The organism is Candidatus Flexifilum breve (assembly GCF_016713355.1).
Window position 1 is genome coordinate 261,000 of record NZ_JADJPI010000010.1, and the last position, 17,858, is coordinate 278,857.

Here is a 17,858-nt window from a genome sequence, read left to right on the forward strand (position 1 = left end):
CTTTCGGCTTTTGCTAATGGCTAACCGCTAAGTGCTAATGGCTGAAAAGCTTGACTGAGGACAACAAATAATGAACACCATCAACGTCGGGATACTGGGATTAGGGCGCGTGGGCGCGTCGGTTGGGCTGGCGCTCAAACGCTACAACGCGCGCAAGGATGCCCGCCAGAAGTTCAACATCACGGGCTACGACCCGCTCGAAGCGTCGGGCGTCACCGCGCGCAATCAGAATGCCGTCGACGCGGTCACGCGCTCGCTGCTGGACGCTGCCTCCAACAAAGAGATTCTCGTTCTCGCGCTGCCCTACCGCGACGTCGCCGCCGCTTACCGTCTGATCGGCGGCGAAGTGCGCGCGGGCACGGTCATCCTTGACATGTCGCCGCTCAAGCAGCCCTCGCAGCAGTGGGCGACCAAGTATCTCAAGGGCGAGGCGTTTGCCATCGGCGTCACGCCGATCCTCAACTTCAAATACCTGTTCGACGGCACGGATGACATCGAACACGCGGCAGCCGATCTGTTTGACGACGGGCACATGCTGCTCATGCCGCATCTGGAAGCGCCGAAAGAGGCGGTCGAACTGGCGGCGGATCTCTCTGAGATTCTCGGCGCAGCGCCGCACTTCGCCGACCCCGCCGAACACGATGTGTGGGTAGCGGCGACCGAAGGACTGCCCGCCGCGCTCGGCGTGGCAACCTTCTACGGATTGGTGCGCCGGGATGGCTGGAACGATGCCCGCCGCGCGGGCAACCCGTCATTCGGGCGGCTGACGCATCATCTATTCGACGCGCATCCCGACGACGTGCGCGATCTGCTGCTCAACAACCGCGAGAACGTCGTGCGTCAGCTCGACGCCACGCTGGAAACGCTGCACACCCTGCGCGATGTGCTCGCCCAGAACGATCAGAAGTCGCTCGAAGGGCTGCTCATCGACTCCGCGCAGGCGTATCAGGAGTGGGTCGCGCGGCGGCAAAAAGGCGAATGGGACGACCGCACGGACGGCGTCAAGCGCGAATCCAGCACCGATCTCTTTATGAGCGGGCTGTTCGGCTCGGCGGTCAGCAAACGTCTGCGCGGCGACAAGAAGTCCGACGAGTAAGACGACAAGCGCCTCACCCCTGCCCCTCTCCGAACGGTTGAGGGGCATAATGTGACAGGCAACACATAAGTAAAGTGAGTATCAAGGGTCACCCACATCCCTGAATTCAAGCCCGAGTCAAAAAATCCCGAACGGCTTGTCTCTCCCCCATCTGCACCTTCTTTCCCACAATTTACAAACCGTAATCAAAGTTTACAGATTGGTTGCACTTGTTTCATCTCGTCCTCAGCCAGCGGGCGTACGTTGGATAGGTAGTCGGTTGAGGAGGGTATGACGATGAGGATGAAAAGTCTGATCTTAGCTTTCGGGCTGATCTTGGTGGTCGTGATGGCGGGCGCGGTGGCGGCGCAGAACAGCGGTGGCGGCTTTGTGGGGATTCGCCTGCAAGATGGCGACGACGGCGTCGTGATCCGCGAAGTCCTAGCGGGTTCGCCCGCGGCAGATGCAGGCTTGCAGGTCGATGATGTGATCACCGCGGTCAACGGTGACGCCGTCACGCAGGCCGCCGATGTCGCAGCGGCCGTGCAGGCAGCGGCTCCCGGTGACACGGTCACGCTGACCATCACCCGCGCGGGCGAGTCGCAGGCGGTCGACGTGGTGCTCGGCACCGCGCCGGAAGCCACGCCGGAAGCGGGTACAAGCCGCGGTGGGCGTCCCGGTAATCGCGGCGGCGATATGCCAATGATGGATGTCGGCATCGTCTACAATGCCGAAAATGGCACGTGGGAAGTTAAAAGCTTGAGCGAAGGTACGCCGCTCTATGACGCGGGTCTGCGTGAAGGCGATGTGATCACCGCGGTCAACGGCGAATCGGTCGATATCATGGGTCTGTTCGACCTGATTTCGGGCAGCGACACGGATGCCACCATCGCGCTGACCGTGGAACGCGACGGCGCGGAACAGAGCATCGACGTGCCCGTGTCGGCGATCATTGAATTCGGCATGCTGGGTATGCGCGGCGGCATGGGCGGCAATGGTCGCTTCGACCTGCTGCCGGGCGGGATGCTGATGGGCGGTTATGGCCGGCTCGGCGTGACGTTTGTGACGCTCGACGAACAAACTGCCACGGAGAATGAGGTCGAATTTGTGGAAGGCGCGTTGATCACCGAAGTGGCGGCGGACAGCCCCGCCGCGGAAGCGGACGTGCAGGTCGGCGATATTGTGACGGCCGTCAATGGCGAACCCGTCGATCAGGAACGCACGCTGCGCGACCGCATCTCCGCCTACGAGCCGGGTGACGTGGTCACGCTGACCGTGCTGCGCGCTGGCGCAAGCACCGACATCGAGGTGACGCTGGGCGAACCGACAGGCGACATGTTCATGCTGCCGGGGATGATGGAAGGCATGCCGGGCTTCCGCTTCCACATGACGCCGCCCGCGGCTGCCCCCCTTCCGGAAGCCACGCCGGAAGCGACCGCGGTTCCCAATACGTAAACTGCGAAACTGTTGGAACCTATATTGTAGGGGCAAGGCGCGCCTTGCCCCTACAAACATACATCAGCGATCAGACGCCAGCAGCAAGGACGTCCCCGTCCTTTTGTTTGTTCGATGTTCGGCAGACTTATAACTTTACGCCGATGCTTTGAAGCGCGGGGCGCTACCCGCCGGAGGTTGGATCGGGCGGAATTTCCGGCGTGACGGGCGTCTCGCTGCTGCTGCGCGAGCTCGAAGAGGCGGCGCGGCGCGTGCGAGCGACCGCGTTCTGCGCCTTCTGTTCCTGCTCTTCGACAAACTGGACGAGCTGCTGCGGCGGCTTGGTCAACTGCCCCCACTGTGCGGTTTCGTCGTTCATCACTTCGAGCGTGCCTTCCGCATAAGTGAGGAATGCCGCCCGGTAGATGTCGTCATTCATCTCATCCAGCGGCGACTGTGCGTCCGCCACATCGAGATTTTCCAGCGCCGACTCGTACAGCGCGATCATGCGATCCCACTGGTAGAGGTCGGCCAGCGTCGTGAACGCCGAGCCGATCGCCGGAGCGGCCACGGTCACCAGCAGCGCGATGAACAGCAGGACCTGCGTTCCGGTACAATCGCCGACAGGCGTCCCGGAGACGCACTGCCCCGGGTTCACCGCCACCATCAAACCCACGAATGCCGCCGCGATGCCCGTGAGCAGCGCGAAACCCGCGCGCAGGCGGGTGACGGTGATGGCAGCCCGGCGGTAGCGGTCAATCGTGCGAATGTAATACGTCCGCTGATCTTCCAGCGCAAACTGATTGAACAGCTTGTAGACAGCCTCTAGTTGTTTGCGGTTGAGCCTGGCCATTTAGTCCCCTCCGCCGCTGGATACATCCTGCGGGTAGACACCGCGGTTGATATCCGCTGCGCGTTGTGACAAGGTGAGTTTGCGCCGGTAGCCATCCAGCTTGTCGTAGGGTGGCATATGGACGAGGTAGCGGAAGAATTCGCGCCGCATTTGTTCGGTCGCGCGGCGGTTGGTCAGCCATTGGGGCATGGGGGGTTCGCGCCCGCTGACCGTGGCTAAGTAGGCGACAAACGCCGCGATCACCGTTTCGAGAAAGGCGAACAGCGGGACGAGACCGGGGTTGCTGTCAATCGACAGCGCCTGCACCGCGCCGAACACCCCGGCGAGCGCCGCCAGCCAGATGTAGAGAATCTGGTATAGGCGATAGCGATTCTGGTGCAATTTCGCCTTGTAGTCCCGATCCCGGAACATCCGCAGCAGCTCATGTTCCATAAAGTTGAGATCAGCGCGGATGCTGGTTTGCAGCTCAGGGTCAATCTGCTCCCGTTCGAAAAACTCGGTCAACTGCTGCTCGTTGATCAACGAGAATTTCGGGTCGAGGGGTGGGAATTTTGTAAAATAAGGGAGTTCTTTTAATAAAGGATGCCGTCTCCGGTTAAACTGCGATTGCTTGGGCGCATTGGCTTCCTTGGAAGAACCTTTCGGCGGGCTAGGGGCTTGCGCGGTCATAACTCGATCCTCATGTGTGGCTCCACTCGAAACTTACATGGGATCGTATGCGGGGTAATACACTCTGTCAAGCGGTTTCAACGGCAGGTGACGTCCATCGGCTTGTGAGGTACAGGCGCAAAAGCTATAATGCCTAAGAATCGTATGTTGGAGACCACTCTTCTATGAGCATAAAAGAGACGCTGCTGGATCGCTTGAAAAGTCGTCAGGCGACCGTTGGAATTGTGGGCTTAGGTTATGTTGGGCTGCCGCTGGCGGTGGAATTTGCCGTCGAAGGCTTCACTGTTATTGGAATCGATCTGAGCCCGTCCAAAGTGGATGCGATTAACCGGGGCGAAAGCTATATCCCCGATATTCCGACTAGCCGCCTTGCGCCGTTGGTCGCGGCGGGCAAACTGCGCGCCAGCACGTCCTATGAGGCGCTCCGCGCGGCGGATACGGTCAGCATCTGCGTGCCCACTCCCCTGCGTCAAACCAAAGACCCGGATATGTCGTACGTGATCGACTCGGTCAACGCCGTCGCGGATGTGTGTCACGAAGGCATGTTGATCGTGCTCGAAAGCACGACCTACCCCGGCACGACCGATGAACTCGTCATCCCGCGGCTGGCGCAGGCCGGTTTCACGCCCGGCGAGAATGTGTTCGTCGCCTTCTCACCCGAACGCATCGACCCGGCAAACCCGAAGTACGGCGTGCGCAATACGCCCAAAGTCGTGGGGGGTGTCACCCCGGCGTGCATCGAAGCCGTCGAAACGCTGTACAGCGCCGCCGTCGACCATGTGATCACCGTGTCGTCGCCGGCGACTGCCGAAATGGTCAAGCTGCTGGAAAACACCTTCCGCGCTGTGAACATCGGCCTCGTCAACGAAATGGCGCTGATTTGCGACAAGCTCGGCATCGACGTGTGGGAAGTCATCCGCGCGGCATCGAGCAAGCCGTTCGGCTTTATGCCCTTCTATCCCGGCCCCGGCCTCGGCGGGCACTGCATCCCGATTGACCCGCTCTACCTGAGCTGGAAGATGAAGTCACTCAACTACAACGCGCGCTTCATCGAGCTCGCCAGCGAGATCAACACCTCTATGCCGCACCACGTCATCGACAAGGTGACGACCGCGCTCAATGACGACTGCAAGTCGGTGCGCGGCTCGAAAGTCGTGATCCTCGGCGTCGCCTACAAACGCGACGTGGACGATGTGCGCGAAAGCCCGGCGCTCGACGTGATCGGCTTGCTGCATAAGCTCGGCGCGAAACTGGAGTACCATGATCCGTATGTGGCGCGCATTCGCCTTGAAGACGAAGCGATCATGGAAAGCTCGCCCTACAGCGCGAATCTGCTCGCCTCGGCGGACGCAGTGGTCATCATCACCGACCACAGCACGTTCGACTATCAGCATCTGGTCGATCACAGCCGCTTGATCATCGATACGCGCAACGCGACCGCGAAGACGGCCAAGAGCCGGGCGCGCATCGTTCGGATTTAAGCCATTTGACCACGCTCGCCCTCTCTGGCTGAGGGGGTGAGGTGGATTGGGATGCCGTCCGCGGCGTCCACCGACTGCATGACGGGCGCCCAGCAGCGCTCAACTAATTAGGCGAACTCCTATCTAGAACAAGGGAACCTGTTGCTATGGAAATGCCTCTGAGTCTGCAAACCCTCCCCGCGGAAGCCCTCGACATTCTGCGTTATTATGGACGGACGGGCAATGCCTCCGCCCACGCCGACGACATCACCGAGGGGACGTCGCTCAGTGATCGCGGGTTTGGCAAGGGGATTCGCCGTTTAGTCACGCGCAATTACCTGTCGATGGCGGGCGAGCAGGTCTACCGCCTGACCGATCAGGGCTACCGGGCGGTCGCCGCTCTGCAGGAATACGACCTCACCGCGCCCGAAGATGATGGCGGGTATCAGCCGCGCTATGTGCGCCGTCGGCTCGTCGTCGCCGCACCGCACACACTGCTGGCCAGCCAACCGACGACCATTACCGTGGGCGTGGATGACGCGCAGGGTGAAGACATCATCGGCGACACGGTGAACGTGCTGCTGCGCATGTCGCTGATCAACGGCGAACCGGCCTCCGGCCTCGAAACGACGCTCGTGTTGTCGAATCGCTACGCCAGCCAAACGTTTGAAATCACCGCGGGGATGTATACGCGCGTCCGTCTGCGCATTGAGTTGTATCAGGAACAGCCGGATGAGCAGTTTGCGCCAGCGGGCGGCGTGTACGTGGATATCCCAGTCACGGCCAACCCGGACAACGTGAACCCGGCGTTGATGGCCTACGGGGCGGATTTCTACCTGCGAGAATATGCGTCCTAAGCGGGGCGTCGGCCTGACGGCGTTCAAGTAACCTCAGTCTCACGCCGATAAAAAACGATGCTGACCCCGCCCCATTCGGCGTCGGTCAGCACCTTCTACTGCGGAGCGCCTGCGCTCCACGGCTCGCTTTTAACGCGGTATTTCAAACACGGCTACTGCTGCTGTTTGTCGCCGCGATTCCCCACCAGCCCCAGGACCAGAAACACGATGCCGAGCGCATAGAAGGCCGAATTCGTCGTCATGCCGATGACGAAAAACGCGATTCCCAGAGCGAAGAGTCCGGCATTGCGGTTCATTTTGTATACCCCCTAGTCACGCCATATCATCTCGATCCTAAACCGGAAGTCGGTTCAGCGGTCACCCTGATTGTTAGGGGGAGTCCAACCGAAGGGGGTTTCATCGCCGCGCGACCGAAGCGGGTTCTTCGGCTTGGTGTCATCCTCGCTCAGCAGCGGTTCGACCGGGGTGCCGTAGAAACGTTCAGCCTGCGTGTTGGCGCGGCGCAGATCTCGCGCGTAGAACACGGCACTGTCGCGGCGCGGTTCAAGCGTCAACCGGACGACGCCGCGCGCCAGCACATCGACGGGCATGGGGGCAATGCGCCGCAGCCCCAACCACGAGATCGGCGGAATGACGCCGAGCAGCGACATCAACTGGTAGAACAGCGGACGCGGCGTCCCGCGCAGATACACGACCGGGGCGCGAATGATGGTCGCGCGCAGCCCCGCCCGCATAATATACGTTTCGGCCTCGCGTTTAGCGGCGATATAGCCGGAGTTGACCCACGGCGCGCGGGCGCTGCTGAGCAGCACCATGTGCTGCACGCCGCCATTCACGCACAGATTCGCCACATTGCGCGCCGAGACGAAGTTCAGATACTGGAACGTCAGCCCCTGCGATGGATCGGCGCGCAGCCCACCGACCGTGTGGATCACATGCTGGTGTCCACGCGCCCGCCCTTTGAGGCTGGCGGGATTCCACACATCGGCGGTGACCACACGCACGCGCTCAGCCAGCGTCGTGACGTTATCTTCCGCGCCGGGCCGCACCATCAACGTGACTTCCGCGCCCGCTGCCAGCAGCGCCGCGGCAATGCTGTCGCCTAAAAAGGTTCCACCGCCAGTGACTAGAATTTTGGGAGCGTTGTTCACAGTCTACAGTTCACAATTCAGCGTGTCTTGACCCGCTGTAGGATGACATCTCCGCCGTGAACTGTCAACTGTGAACCGGATTTCCTGAGTCCCTGATGGACGTAGGACACGCACCACCGCTTTTGCTACCACGCGGATCGATATAGAATCTTCCCCATTCTCAAATAGCGCTCATTGGTAGGATGTTCATGAACCATGCTCTGCCTGCGGCAGTTACCGACTGCTTGCTCACAAACGATTTTGGCAGCGTGATCGACGTCCAGGTGGTAACTGGCGGCCATATCAACCAGACCTGCCGGGTTACCACCGCCTCCAAGGCGAGCTTGATCCTGAAGCAGAATGCAGCCGCACCGGAGCGCCTCTTCGCGTGTGAAGCCGCCGGACTCCAACTGCTGAGTCAAGCGGGGATACGGACGCCCAAGGTGTGGGCCGTAGGTGCCGAATTTCTCCTGCTCGAAGACTTGGGCAGTCATGGCCACCTTGAGCCCGACTGGGAGCAGTTTGGGCGAGCGATTGCGTATCAGCATCAGCATACGCATGATCAGTTTGGACTGGCGTACGATAACTTTCTTGGACCGCTGCCCCAAATCAACACCCAGACCACGAACGGCTGGGAGTTCTTCGGGCAGCAGCGTGTGCTGCGCTATCTACCGGAACCGCTCTGCGAACAGAGCTTAACGCCTGAAGACCGCAGCCGCGTCGAGCGGCTCGTCCAGCGCCTGCCCGATCTCATCCCGCAGCAGCCCGCCTGCCTGCTGCATGGCGATTTGTGGCATACCAATATGCTCGTTGATCGACAGGGCAGGCCCTCGTTGATTGATCCGGCGGTGAATTATGGCTGGGCCGAGACGGAATTGAGTATGACCCGTCAATACGGTCGAGTACCACGCCGCTTTTTCGATGCCTATATCGAGGTTCATCCGCTGACTGAAGGCTGGTGGGAGCGGCTAGAACTCCTCTATATTCGCCAGATCATGGCAGTGCTGGCCTTCTTTGGCAACCAATTCAACACCGTGCAAGAACTCCGGGATCTGGTCGCTAAATTTGCTTAAAGGTTCGTTCGGGCAACTTTCACAGATCAATGAGCTTATTTTCTGGTTTTGCCCGGCCAAGCGCGGACAAAACGGCTGAAAATCTCGGTGTTTGGGACTAAAACCTCACGCTTAAGCGCTAAAAGCGGTCCGCTTTCCTTCAAAAGCTACCGGCCGCTCATGTTTTTTGCCTGTTGTGCAAAAAGCTCAAATCGTGGATAATGGTTAACCATATGATAGTTGTATTGTAACCCTGAACGTTACCACCGCCGTCTGTAATCAAAACGGCGTGAGTGCTGGAACTAAAACCCGTCAAGAGACGGTTTGTGCTGCAAGAGTCGTCAATCGGTCAAGCTGAACGTATACGCGGTGTAGGACGCCAACGAAATAATCGTAGAGTTTAGCGAGCGCAGCTTGCGCGGCGCAACCGCATATCTGATGGGTAAACCAGCCGTGGTCAACGTTTCTGGAGATCACGGTTTTTGTTTTGTTACGGGTAGACGATGGGCATCATAACCGCCCTTGAAGTGCAAAAACGCAATAAGCATCGCGTCAATGTCTTCATCGAGGACGAATATGCCTTCAGCGTAAGTCTGGACGAAGCAGCGCGCCTTCGGAAGGGGCAGCAGCTCTCCGAGGCAGAGATGGCCGCCTTGAAGGATCAAGCCGCTGTGACGGTCGCCACTGACCAGGCCGCGCGTTTCTTGTCCCTGCGTCCGCGCAGTGTACACGAAGTCCGGCAAAATCTCGTCCAGAAAGATACCCCACCAGCCGTGATCGAGGCCGCCATTGAGCGTTTGACGGCGCTTGGTTACCTCGACGATCATCAATTTGCGACGTTTTGGGTGCGCGAGCGCAACCAATTCAAGCCGATCAGTCCGCGCGCGCTGCGCTACGAACTGCGTCAGAAGGGCATCGCCGACGCCATTATTCAGGAGGCGCTGGCCGATCTCGACGCGGATGACGCGGCCTACCGCGCGGCTCAAGGGCACATGCGGCGCTTACGCGGGCTGGAACGTCGTGCTTTTCGTGACAAAATGTACGTGTTTCTACAACGGCGGGGGTTTTCTTTTGAAGCCGCTCGCCGGGTCGTCGCGCGTTTGATTGAGGAAATTGACGCCGACACCCCTGCCTTTTTCGCAGCGGGTGAAGACCTAACCGATGACAATGACAATACCTAACTTAGAGAGAGGAGTGGGCGGGACTCACCTATGCCTCGTAGGCCAGACCGCCAAAACATGACATGGAAGTCGTTCAACTACTACTGGTGGCGATTGTCGGGATCGCGCTAGGTGCGGGAGTCGGCATTTACGGCTGGATGCGCTACGAGAATTCGCAGGGGCGCAGTCGTAAGCTGTTGGCAGAACAAGAAGCACAGCGCATTGTCGAAGGGGCGCAGCTGCAGGCCACAACTGCCTTACGCGAAGCCGAAGATAAAGCCAAGCGGGCGATGGATGAAGTCGAAGAGATCAACATCCGCCGCCGCCGGGAACTCGATGCCGAGGATGAGCGTCTCCGCCGTCGGCGCGAAGATCTGGACAAGCGTCTGGAACAACTGGAACAGCGGACGCAGAACCTGAACAAACGTCAGAGCAAGCTGGACAAGCAGCAGCAGGATCTGACCAAGATTCACGAAGAACACGCTGCCGAACTTCAGCGCATCGCGCAGATGACGACCGACGAAGCGAAGGTCGAACTGATGCAGTTGGCCGAGACCGAAGCGCGCAACGACATGGCGCGCATCATCCGGCAGGTGGAAGCGGAAGCGAATGAGATCGCGGAAACGCGCGCCCGCGAGGTGATCTCGCTGGCCATTCAGCGCCTCGCCTCGGAACACGTCAGCGAAATTTCGGTGAGCGTTGTGCCGCTGCCGAGCGACGAAATGAAGGGGCGCATCATCGGTCGCAATGGCCGCAACATCCGCGCCTTTGAACTGGCAACGGGCGTCGACGTAGTGGTCGACGACACGCCGGAAGCCGTCACCATCAGCAGCTTTGACCCGATTCGGCGTGAAGTCGCCAAGCGGGCGCTGGCGAAACTGGTGGTCGATGGCCGTATTCACCCGGCGCGTATCGAAAAGCTCGTCGAAGACGCGCGCGCCGAAGTGGAAACGATCATTAAGCAGGAAGGCGAACGCGCCGCCTATGAGACGGGCATCCCCGGCCTGCATCCGGAAATCCTCAAGCTGCTCGGTCGCCTCAAGTTCCGCACGAGCTACGGGCAGAACCAGCACGCGCACAGCATCGAAACGTCGCACATCGCCGGCATGATCGCGGCGGAACTGGGCGGCGATGTGATGCTCGCCAAGATGGGCGGTTTGCTGCATGACCTCGGCAAGGCCATTGACCACGAAGTCGAAGGCACGCACGCGTTGATCGGCGCGGAATTCGCCAAGCGCTACGGCGTCAATGCAAAGGTCGTCAACTGCATCGCCAGCCATCACCACGAAGTCGAGCAGGAATGCGTCGAAGCCTACATTGTGGAAGCCGCCGACGCCATCTCCGGTGCGCGTCCCGGCGCCCGCCGCGAAAGCCTCGAAACGTACATCCGCCGCGTCAAGACACTGGAAGAGATCGCGACCAGCTTCGACGGCGTGGAACAGAGCTACGCGCTCCAAGCGGGGCGTGAAGTGCGCATCATCGTGCGCCCGGACTCGATTGACGATCTGGCGGCACTGCGCCTCTCGCGCGATATCGCCCGCAAGATCGAAGAGACAATGCAGTATCCGGGTCAAATCAAGGTGCAGGTGATCCGCGAAACGCGCGCCATCGAGTACGCGCGCTAAGTAACAGCCTCACCCCTCAATCCCCTCTCCCAAGGGAGAGGGGGGGGGGGGGGTACGCGGGGAGGCTGCCCTCCCCGGGGGGGGGCAGCCAGGCGCCTAGGACACATTCTCAACTTGTGATTGCGCAAAGATCGGCAGCGGCTCGCCGAGGAAGGTCGGCTGACGATGGATCAGCAAATCGACCACACTGGCGACCGTCGCCGCCAGTTCCCGAATCTGTCCCGTAACCAGCGAGCGCTGTGCATACCCCGTCGGTCGCATCGCATCCGCCGCCACGCCGATGGACTCCACCCCCAAGCCGTTGCACGTCAGCAGCGCGCGATCCAGATGGTACGCCTGCGTCACCAAAATCGCCTGCTCGACCTGAAAGATGTCGCGGGCGCGATAGCAGCTATCGTAAGTACGGAAGCCCGCATAATCGAGCACAATCGCGGAATCAGGCACGCCGAGTTCGAGCGCATAGCGGCGCATCGCCTCCGGTTCGTTGTAGGTTTCCTGCGAATTATCGCCGGTGAGCAGCAGCGCGCGGACTTTCCCCGCGTGATACAGTTCCACGCCCATGCGCACACGGTCGGCGAGCATGGCGCTCAAGCGACCGCTGGGCAGCACGGACGCGCCGAAGATGATCGCCACGGGGCGTTCGGGGACTGTATCGAGTGTGTAAATCTGCGGTTGCGCACGCACGGCGCTGTACAGGCGCAGCCCGCCTACACTGAGCACACCCAACGTTGCCAACCCGGTCAAAGTGAGCGCAATCAGTCGTTTTTTCCGCCAGATGAAGCGCAGCGGCGCAAGAATCGAGATTCGCAAAGTCGCACCTCATTCACTCTGTTGCGCCGCTATTCTAGCATAGGCGACCACAGACTTTACCCGACGCTGCCCATACGCTTGGTCAATCTTCAGGCAATTGTAGGGGGCTGTTCTTCTGTCGTCTTCCCCCCGGGGGGGGGAGAGAGGGGGGCGCCGCCGGGGGGGGAGGGGGCCTGGGGTCGACTGCAGCAGATAAGCAGCAAACAGCCCGCTGAAGCGGGGCTCCAACGGGCTGTTTTACTCAGCCAGAAACGTTCCGGCGTGAGGTCAAACTGCAATTCCAGTTACGACGCGGGAGTCGCTTCCGGCGTCATTTCCATTTCGCTCAGCAGCGCGCCCGAGACCGGATCCACGCCAGTTTCGATGCTGCCATCGACCAGACCAGCGAGGATTTCTTCAACCTGGGCGGTAACTTCTTCGGAAACTTCCGAGTCATGCGCCGGGGCGAAGCTGATGCCTTCGTTGACCACGTCGAGGATGTAGATGCTGCTGTCGCCGGGCCAGCCTTCGCCGCCGCCAACGAGGATTTCGATCAACTGGTACACGCCATTGTCAACGCGCTTGAGGGCGCTGCTGATCAGGTTTTCCGCGCCGGGGGTTTCGCCGCCGCCAAACGTGGTCGCGTATTCGTCCTGATCCACGCCGATGACCATCGCGCCTTCCTGCGCCGCAAAGGTGATCGCGCCGGAGCCGGTCGGGCCGCCCGCGCCGAAGATCACGTCCGCGCCTTCACCGATGAACTGTTCCGCCGCCGTCGCACCACGATCCGGAGCGGTGAAGCTGTCGATATACACGCCGAGGATGTTCAGGTCAGGGTTGACGTAACGCGCGCCCTGTTCGTAACCATTGCGGAACTTGACCACCGGGGGAATGTCGATGCCGTACACGCCGCCGATCGTGCCGCTTTCCGTCATGAGCGCCGCGAGCGCGCCGACGAGGAAGCCAGCCTGATCTTCACGGAACTGGATACCGACGAGGTTTTCCACCGGAGCATCGGCGAAGTACTGGTCCACACCGATGAAATAGGTTTCGGGGTTGGCTTCAGCCGCCGCGCGGGTCGCATCGGCAATCAGGAAGCCGACGGTCACGACCACGTCGTATTCGTCATTCAGGCAGGTTTCGATGTTCGCCTGATAGTCGGTCTGCGCGGTGGTTTCGATGAAGGTCACATCCAGGCCGAAATCTTCGGCAGCACGTTCCATGCCTTCGTAGGCGAACTGGTTGAACGTACCATCATTCACGCGACCAACGTCCGTGACCAAGCACACCGATTCAATGAGGGGTTCCTGCGCCGAGATCGCCGCAAACGGCAGCACGAGCAGCAAAACCGCGAGGAGCAGTACTGCTTTTTTCATGGTGAATTGTTCCTCTCAAAAAGCCCTAAAAAAACGCACGAGTTCATAATAGCTTAAATCAGCGATAAAACCAATGTCCGCACGGCGAAAGATGCGGGGAGGATGTTGGTGATTTTGCCTAAAATTGCTGTTTTGGCTCAAATCGTGACCCTCAGACTACACAAGTCGGGGGAAAGTGCGCCGGTAGCTCGTGAAGTCGTTTTGGAAGCAGCGGACAATTGGGTCCCTACACACCGCTTGCTCGGGGGGGGGGGGGAATAGATGCTCAAGCGGCAGGCCTTGCCCCGTCAAACCTCTCTCATCAAGATAACTGTGCGCGATTTACGGCAGTGTGACCACCGCGTCGATCTGGAACAGGCCGCCATCCAGCGCCTGCCAGTACAACCCCATCTGCGAGAAACTGCTCTGGGTCGTGCCGCCTTCGGGTGGGAAGAAGGTGTTGAAATAGCTGTTGAGGTCGACATACACGTTCGGCGGCATCTCTTCCGCCAGCGCCGACCACCGCGACTGCGCGGTCAGGCGGTTGTCACCGCGCTGCGCCGCCAGCGCTGCATCGACCGAAGCGCCGAGGCCGATCAGCAGCCAGTTGTCGACCGAGCCGATCTGCAGCAGCGCCGTCTCCGAGTCGGGCACGGTCAGCGTGAACATGGGGTTGCCATCGACCCGCTCCCGCGTGAAGCGGTCGGCAGTGAAGCTCTCGATCAGCGCGAGCAGCGAATCGACCGTAGCGTCGGCGTTATCCACCTGCGCGACCAGCAGCACTTCGACGGGCAAATTCCACACGGGAAGCGGGTTATTCGGGCGCGGGATAACCGCGAGCGCAAAGCTGCCGTTCAGATGCGCCAGCACATCCGCGCGCAAATCGACATTGGTGGTATCCCCCAACGCCGCCGTGAAACGCTCAATCACCATCGTGATCTGCTCGCTGGTGGGCAGCGGCAGCACCTCCCCGGGAATAGGCTGCACGCCGAAGGAGGCCAGCGCCGCCGGGATGAACGACCCGAGCGGCAGCGCCGTCAGCGCGTGTTCGCCCAGCGTCGCGCCGTCCGCGCCGCTGTAGACGATCATGGCGCTGCGTGGGATGAAGTCGAGCACCGCCGGATCCAGCGCGGCGACCGTACCGCTCTCCGTCGCCAGCACAACGCGCGCCTCGACCTCTTGCAGCGACACCATGTTCGGGTTGAGGCTCAAGCCCATCGCCGTCGGCGCACCTGTGAGCAGCGCGCCGAACGTGCCACCCTCCGGGCCGAGCGCGCCGCCCAACACGCCGAGGAGCGCGTCGTTGTCGCCGCCGAGCAGCATAGGCAGCGCATTCCCGACGGCATCCCCAGTGATGTACGCCGTGATCGGTGCTTCGGCGGAAAGCTGCGCGGTGATCTGCTGGTACTGTGGGTCAGCGGTGAGCGCCGTGCCACCGTCGAGCATCATGTCGATGGTCGCCTCGAGGATGTCTTCCGAAGCGATCAGAATGGCCTGCGGCGTGAAGGCAATCGCGGTGCGGTCGCCCACATAAATGATGGTGTCGCGGTACGGGTCGCGCTGCAGGAAATCCTGCGCCTGAATGGCGCTGCGCAGCCGGAAACGCCGACGTAAACGAGTCGTAGGTCGGGAGAATCATCAGCGTCTGGTCGGCTTGAAAGTCGGCATTCAGGTCGCGGTAGGCGATCACGACTTCGTCCCCCAGCCACGGTGCCACATTCGTGCCGAACGAGGCCGTTTCAAGGTCGAGCATGTCGAGCGGGAAATATTGATCGAGCGTGGGCGTCTCACTCAGATTCGGAAAGCGCGCCCATTCCAGCGACGCCGCCACGAACAGGCCGAAGTTCAGCCGCCGCAGCGCCAACGCCGGGTCATCCATCGACACGCGCACGAACCCGTCAAAATCAGCCGGAATCCAGTTGATGTACGCGGGCGTGGTCTGCGCGAAGGTCAGCGTAGGGAAAGCCAGCAGTACGATCAGGGTGATCATCCACAGTGAGCGTTTCATGGGGCGCGTGTCCATTCAGCTATCGAATTCTTTTGATTGTACACGCGCCGCGGATTTCGGTTCAACGCAGTTGGTGTAATCTTGCGCTGGAATGGTCGAGTTCTGTGCAAGCATTCATTTTTGATCGGGTTCTGGAAATAAAACGGACGCGATTCCTCGCGTCCGTCCGCCACGGATCAAAGTAGATTATTCTGACCAGCGCACGCTGAGCAGTTCACCGCCATCGGACAGGTAGCCGAGGCCGCCCGCGCGCAGATTGACCGCGCTCAATCCGCCGTTCACATCCTGCACGGTGACGAAACTGCCATCGGGCGACAAGTAACCCGCCGTCGCGCCGCCCGCCACGCTGGCAGGCTGGCATTGACCGCCCAAACAGCCAAGATCAACCGCACGCAGTTCGCGGCTGGCGAGATCATACGCGTTGCCGCTGTAGCCCGTGTACGTGAGCAAGCGCCCACTCACAGCGAGAACGGTCTCCGGCGCGGCCTGCCCGCCGATGATTTGCACGCTGTTCAGGCAGTCACCGCGATTCAAACAGCCGAGATCCACCGCGCCGACCGTTTCACCGTCGAGGAAATAGGCGTAGCGGCCATCGGTTTGGACTTCGGTCGCGCTCCCCGGCAGGAAATCGACACCATTCTCCAGCGGATTCGCGCCGGAATTGATGCCTGACAGATCCGCCGCCAGCACCGTGCCGCTCGACCCGCGATAGATGAGCGTTGACCCCGTCCAGGCCAGCGGCAGCAGCGGGATCGAGCCGGTATTCGCTAGCGTGACCGTCGCGCCGCTGTTGGCATCCGTCACGGCCAGGCTGCTGCCGATGCCATAGTCGGCATAGGCGACCAGCGACCCCGACCAGAGATTAATGAACGGCGCGTTCGGATCACTGGCGAAGCCGAGCGGTGTAAATGACCCGCCGTTCGGCGCGATCAAGGCGTAGTTGCCGTCGCTGCCGCGGAAGAAGATCATCCCGCCGTTGGTGGCCTGTTCCGCGAGCGTTCCGCTCACACCGAGTTCGCCGCCGCCCCCACCGTTTAAGTCGAAAACGGCCAAGCGACCGTCAAAGGCGACGACCGCCGCGTTCTGCGCCACGCCGCCAAAGGCGATACTGCTCCCCGCCCCGCGGCCAATTTCATAGGCCGATTGCGCGTTCGGGTCGGCCACACGCACGCTGATTTCGCCGCCATCATACACGGCGAAGACGACGCGCCCATCCGCCCATTCGAACCCATCGACCAGCGTTTCACCGGGGTTGGTCACGATCCAGCGGAAACCCCCATCCCCGCTGCTGACGACCAACTGCCCGGAAAGATTGACAAACGCTAACAACGGCGAAGCCTGCGCTGCTGCGCCCATGCTCACCGCGACCACACAGATCAAGACGAGCAAGCGTCCCCATAACGTCTTCACTGAACGCTCCTTTTCGGTGGAAAATGAACCTTTTCCACACCCTTGTTCTATTATAAAGCATCAATTCTGCTGCTAGCCCCGCGAAATAGGGGGCTTTGTTGGTGAATGTGAACAAATGACTTCAGGAATCGTTGTAAAGACTCTCATCCGAAGTTAGGCATTTTTACGTTAATTCGTGTTAAGCTGTAATTGATCGCCCGGAAATAATCTCATACTCAAGGAATATCCCATGCGCCGGGTTCTGCCCCTCACACTTGCCCTAATGGCCGCGTTCCTCATTGCCGGATGCAGCCGCATGGAAGGTCTGCGCGTGCTGACTGGCCAGGCGGCCGGGGATCAGCAGGCCGACGCGGCCGTCCAATCGCTTGAGTTAGTCATGGCGGATAAAACCGGAGCCAGCGACCCCGCTTTAACCGCTGCCGCGGATCGCATTGAACAGGCGAGCGGCACCGTCGACATCATCGAAATTCGCAAAGATGGCGAGGCGCGAACCTTTCAGGTAAATCTGCTGTGGTCGCCGCCGAATGTTGACTCCAACACGCAGGAAGGCCAGATCGCGATTGCCGATGGCATCCGCCGCATCATGGAACTGACGTGGCAGGGGACAATGACGGCCAGTCGGGACACCGACATCCTGCAGGTGCGCCTGCTCGTGCCCAACACCATCAACACGCTGAACAACGGCGCAAGCTATGTCGGATTGGTGGTCGCCACCGCGCAGATTGACCGCGCGGACGCCGCCGAATACCTCGCCGGGCAGCGCAGCCTCGCCACCTTCTATGATCTGATCGTGACGGGCACGCTCGACTATGTCAGCCCGCGCGATGTCGTGTTGTACGAGGGGCAGCCGAATCACCCGATGTTCATGCTGCCTGATCCGAACGCCGCGCAGTAACCCATGAGCCCGTCAGATCCCTCTCGCAGGACGACACCAGCGTCGTCCTGGCTCGCTTTCTCTCACCGAGAGGCTGCTCTAACTGA

Annotated in this window: 17 protein-coding genes; 8 read left to right on the forward strand and 9 right to left on the reverse strand. The window is 60.7% G+C overall.

The features are described 5' to 3' along the window. Window positions 1-70: 70 nt before the first annotated feature. Window positions 71-1,096 (forward strand): prephenate dehydrogenase, encoded by a 1,026-nt coding sequence (locus IPK17_RS11000; RefSeq protein ID WP_343417740.1) that lies wholly within the window; start codon window positions 71-73, stop codon window positions 1,094-1,096. Between the two features lie 276 nt (window positions 1,097-1,372). Then, complete coding sequence (locus IPK17_RS11005) at window positions 1,373-2,530, forward strand: PDZ domain-containing protein (protein WP_343417741.1); 1,158 nt, start codon at window positions 1,373-1,375, stop codon at window positions 2,528-2,530. Between the two features lie 163 nt (window positions 2,531-2,693). On the opposite strand, the gene IPK17_RS11010 is transcribed toward IPK17_RS11005, so the two are convergent. Then, window positions 2,694-3,362, reverse strand: coding sequence for a hypothetical protein (locus IPK17_RS11010; RefSeq protein WP_343417742.1), 669 nt, complete (start codon window positions 3,360-3,362; stop codon window positions 2,694-2,696). Next, window positions 3,363-3,866, reverse strand: a complete 504-nt coding sequence (locus IPK17_RS11015) for a DUF4231 domain-containing protein (RefSeq protein ID WP_343417743.1) — start codon at window positions 3,864-3,866, stop codon at window positions 3,363-3,365. Between the two features lie 329 nt (window positions 3,867-4,195). Between IPK17_RS11015 and IPK17_RS11020 the strand changes: the two genes are divergently transcribed. Both IPK17_RS11020 and IPK17_RS11025 read left to right on the forward strand, forming a co-directional pair. Next, on the forward strand, window positions 4,196-5,512 hold the full coding sequence (locus IPK17_RS11020; RefSeq protein WP_343417744.1) for a nucleotide sugar dehydrogenase: 1,317 nt from the start codon (window positions 4,196-4,198) through the stop codon (window positions 5,510-5,512). Window positions 5,513-5,658: 146 nt separating this feature from the next. Then, window positions 5,659-6,348 carry a hypothetical protein gene (locus IPK17_RS11025; RefSeq protein WP_343417745.1) on the forward strand — a complete coding sequence of 230 codons (690 nt, stop codon included), beginning with the start codon at window positions 5,659-5,661 and terminating at the stop codon, window positions 6,346-6,348. 152 nt (window positions 6,349-6,500) lie between these two features. Here the strand turns inward: IPK17_RS11025 and IPK17_RS11030 are convergent, their stop codons facing one another. Both IPK17_RS11030 and IPK17_RS11035 read right to left on the reverse strand, forming a co-directional pair. Beyond that, window positions 6,501-6,644, reverse strand: a complete 144-nt coding sequence (locus IPK17_RS11030; protein ID WP_343417746.1) for a hypothetical protein — start codon at window positions 6,642-6,644, stop codon at window positions 6,501-6,503. Window positions 6,645-6,698: 54 nt separating this feature from the next. Continuing rightward, window positions 6,699-7,499 carry an NAD-dependent epimerase/dehydratase family protein gene (locus tag IPK17_RS11035; protein WP_343417747.1) on the reverse strand — a complete coding sequence of 267 codons (801 nt, stop codon included), beginning with the start codon at window positions 7,497-7,499 and terminating at the stop codon, window positions 6,699-6,701. A gap of 188 nt (window positions 7,500-7,687) precedes the next feature. Between IPK17_RS11035 and IPK17_RS11040 the strand changes: the two genes are divergently transcribed. The 3 genes from IPK17_RS11040 to rny all read left to right on the forward strand — a co-directional run bounded on the left by IPK17_RS11040 (window position 7,688) and on the right by rny (window position 11,315). Continuing rightward, window positions 7,688-8,551, forward strand: a complete 864-nt coding sequence (locus tag IPK17_RS11040) for a fructosamine kinase family protein (protein WP_343417748.1) — start codon at window positions 7,688-7,690, stop codon at window positions 8,549-8,551. Window positions 8,552-9,033: 482 nt separating this feature from the next. Beyond that, a complete protein-coding gene (locus tag IPK17_RS11045) occupies window positions 9,034-9,711 on the forward strand; it encodes a RecX family transcriptional regulator (protein WP_343417749.1) in 678 nt (225 codons plus the stop codon). A 62-nt stretch (window positions 9,712-9,773) separates the two neighbouring features. Next, window positions 9,774-11,315 carry a ribonuclease Y gene (rny, locus tag IPK17_RS11050; RefSeq protein WP_343417750.1) on the forward strand — a complete coding sequence of 514 codons (1,542 nt, stop codon included), beginning with the start codon at window positions 9,774-9,776 and terminating at the stop codon, window positions 11,313-11,315. A 96-nt stretch (window positions 11,316-11,411) separates the two neighbouring features. Here rny and IPK17_RS11055 read toward each other — a convergent pair whose 3' ends face one another. From IPK17_RS11055 to IPK17_RS11075, 5 genes are all read right to left on the reverse strand, one after another. Then, on the reverse strand, window positions 11,412-12,125 hold the full coding sequence (locus IPK17_RS11055) for a SanA/YdcF family protein (RefSeq protein ID WP_343417751.1): 714 nt from the start codon (window positions 12,123-12,125) through the stop codon (window positions 11,412-11,414). A gap of 284 nt (window positions 12,126-12,409) precedes the next feature. After that, window positions 12,410-13,480 (reverse strand): BMP family lipoprotein, encoded by a 1,071-nt coding sequence (locus IPK17_RS11060; protein ID WP_343417752.1) that lies wholly within the window; start codon window positions 13,478-13,480, stop codon window positions 12,410-12,412. Between the two features lie 321 nt (window positions 13,481-13,801). Next, window positions 13,802-14,989, reverse strand: a complete 1,188-nt coding sequence (locus IPK17_RS11065) for a DUF3352 domain-containing protein (RefSeq protein WP_343417753.1) — start codon at window positions 14,987-14,989, stop codon at window positions 13,802-13,804. Next, window positions 14,874-15,467 carry a hypothetical protein gene (locus tag IPK17_RS11070; protein WP_343417754.1) on the reverse strand — a complete coding sequence of 198 codons (594 nt, stop codon included), beginning with the start codon at window positions 15,465-15,467 and terminating at the stop codon, window positions 14,874-14,876. The genes IPK17_RS11065 and IPK17_RS11070 overlap by 116 nt, the downstream gene beginning before the upstream one ends. 186 nt (window positions 15,468-15,653) lie before the next feature. Then, on the reverse strand, window positions 15,654-16,877 hold the full coding sequence (locus IPK17_RS11075) for a hypothetical protein (protein WP_343417755.1): 1,224 nt from the start codon (window positions 16,875-16,877) through the stop codon (window positions 15,654-15,656). Between the two features lie 229 nt (window positions 16,878-17,106). Here IPK17_RS11075 and IPK17_RS11080 point away from each other — a divergent pair, with 229 nt between their 5' ends. Continuing rightward, window positions 17,107-17,772 (forward strand): hypothetical protein, encoded by a 666-nt coding sequence (locus tag IPK17_RS11080; RefSeq protein WP_343417756.1) that lies wholly within the window; start codon window positions 17,107-17,109, stop codon window positions 17,770-17,772. The last annotated feature ends 86 nt before the right edge of the window (window positions 17,773-17,858 follow it).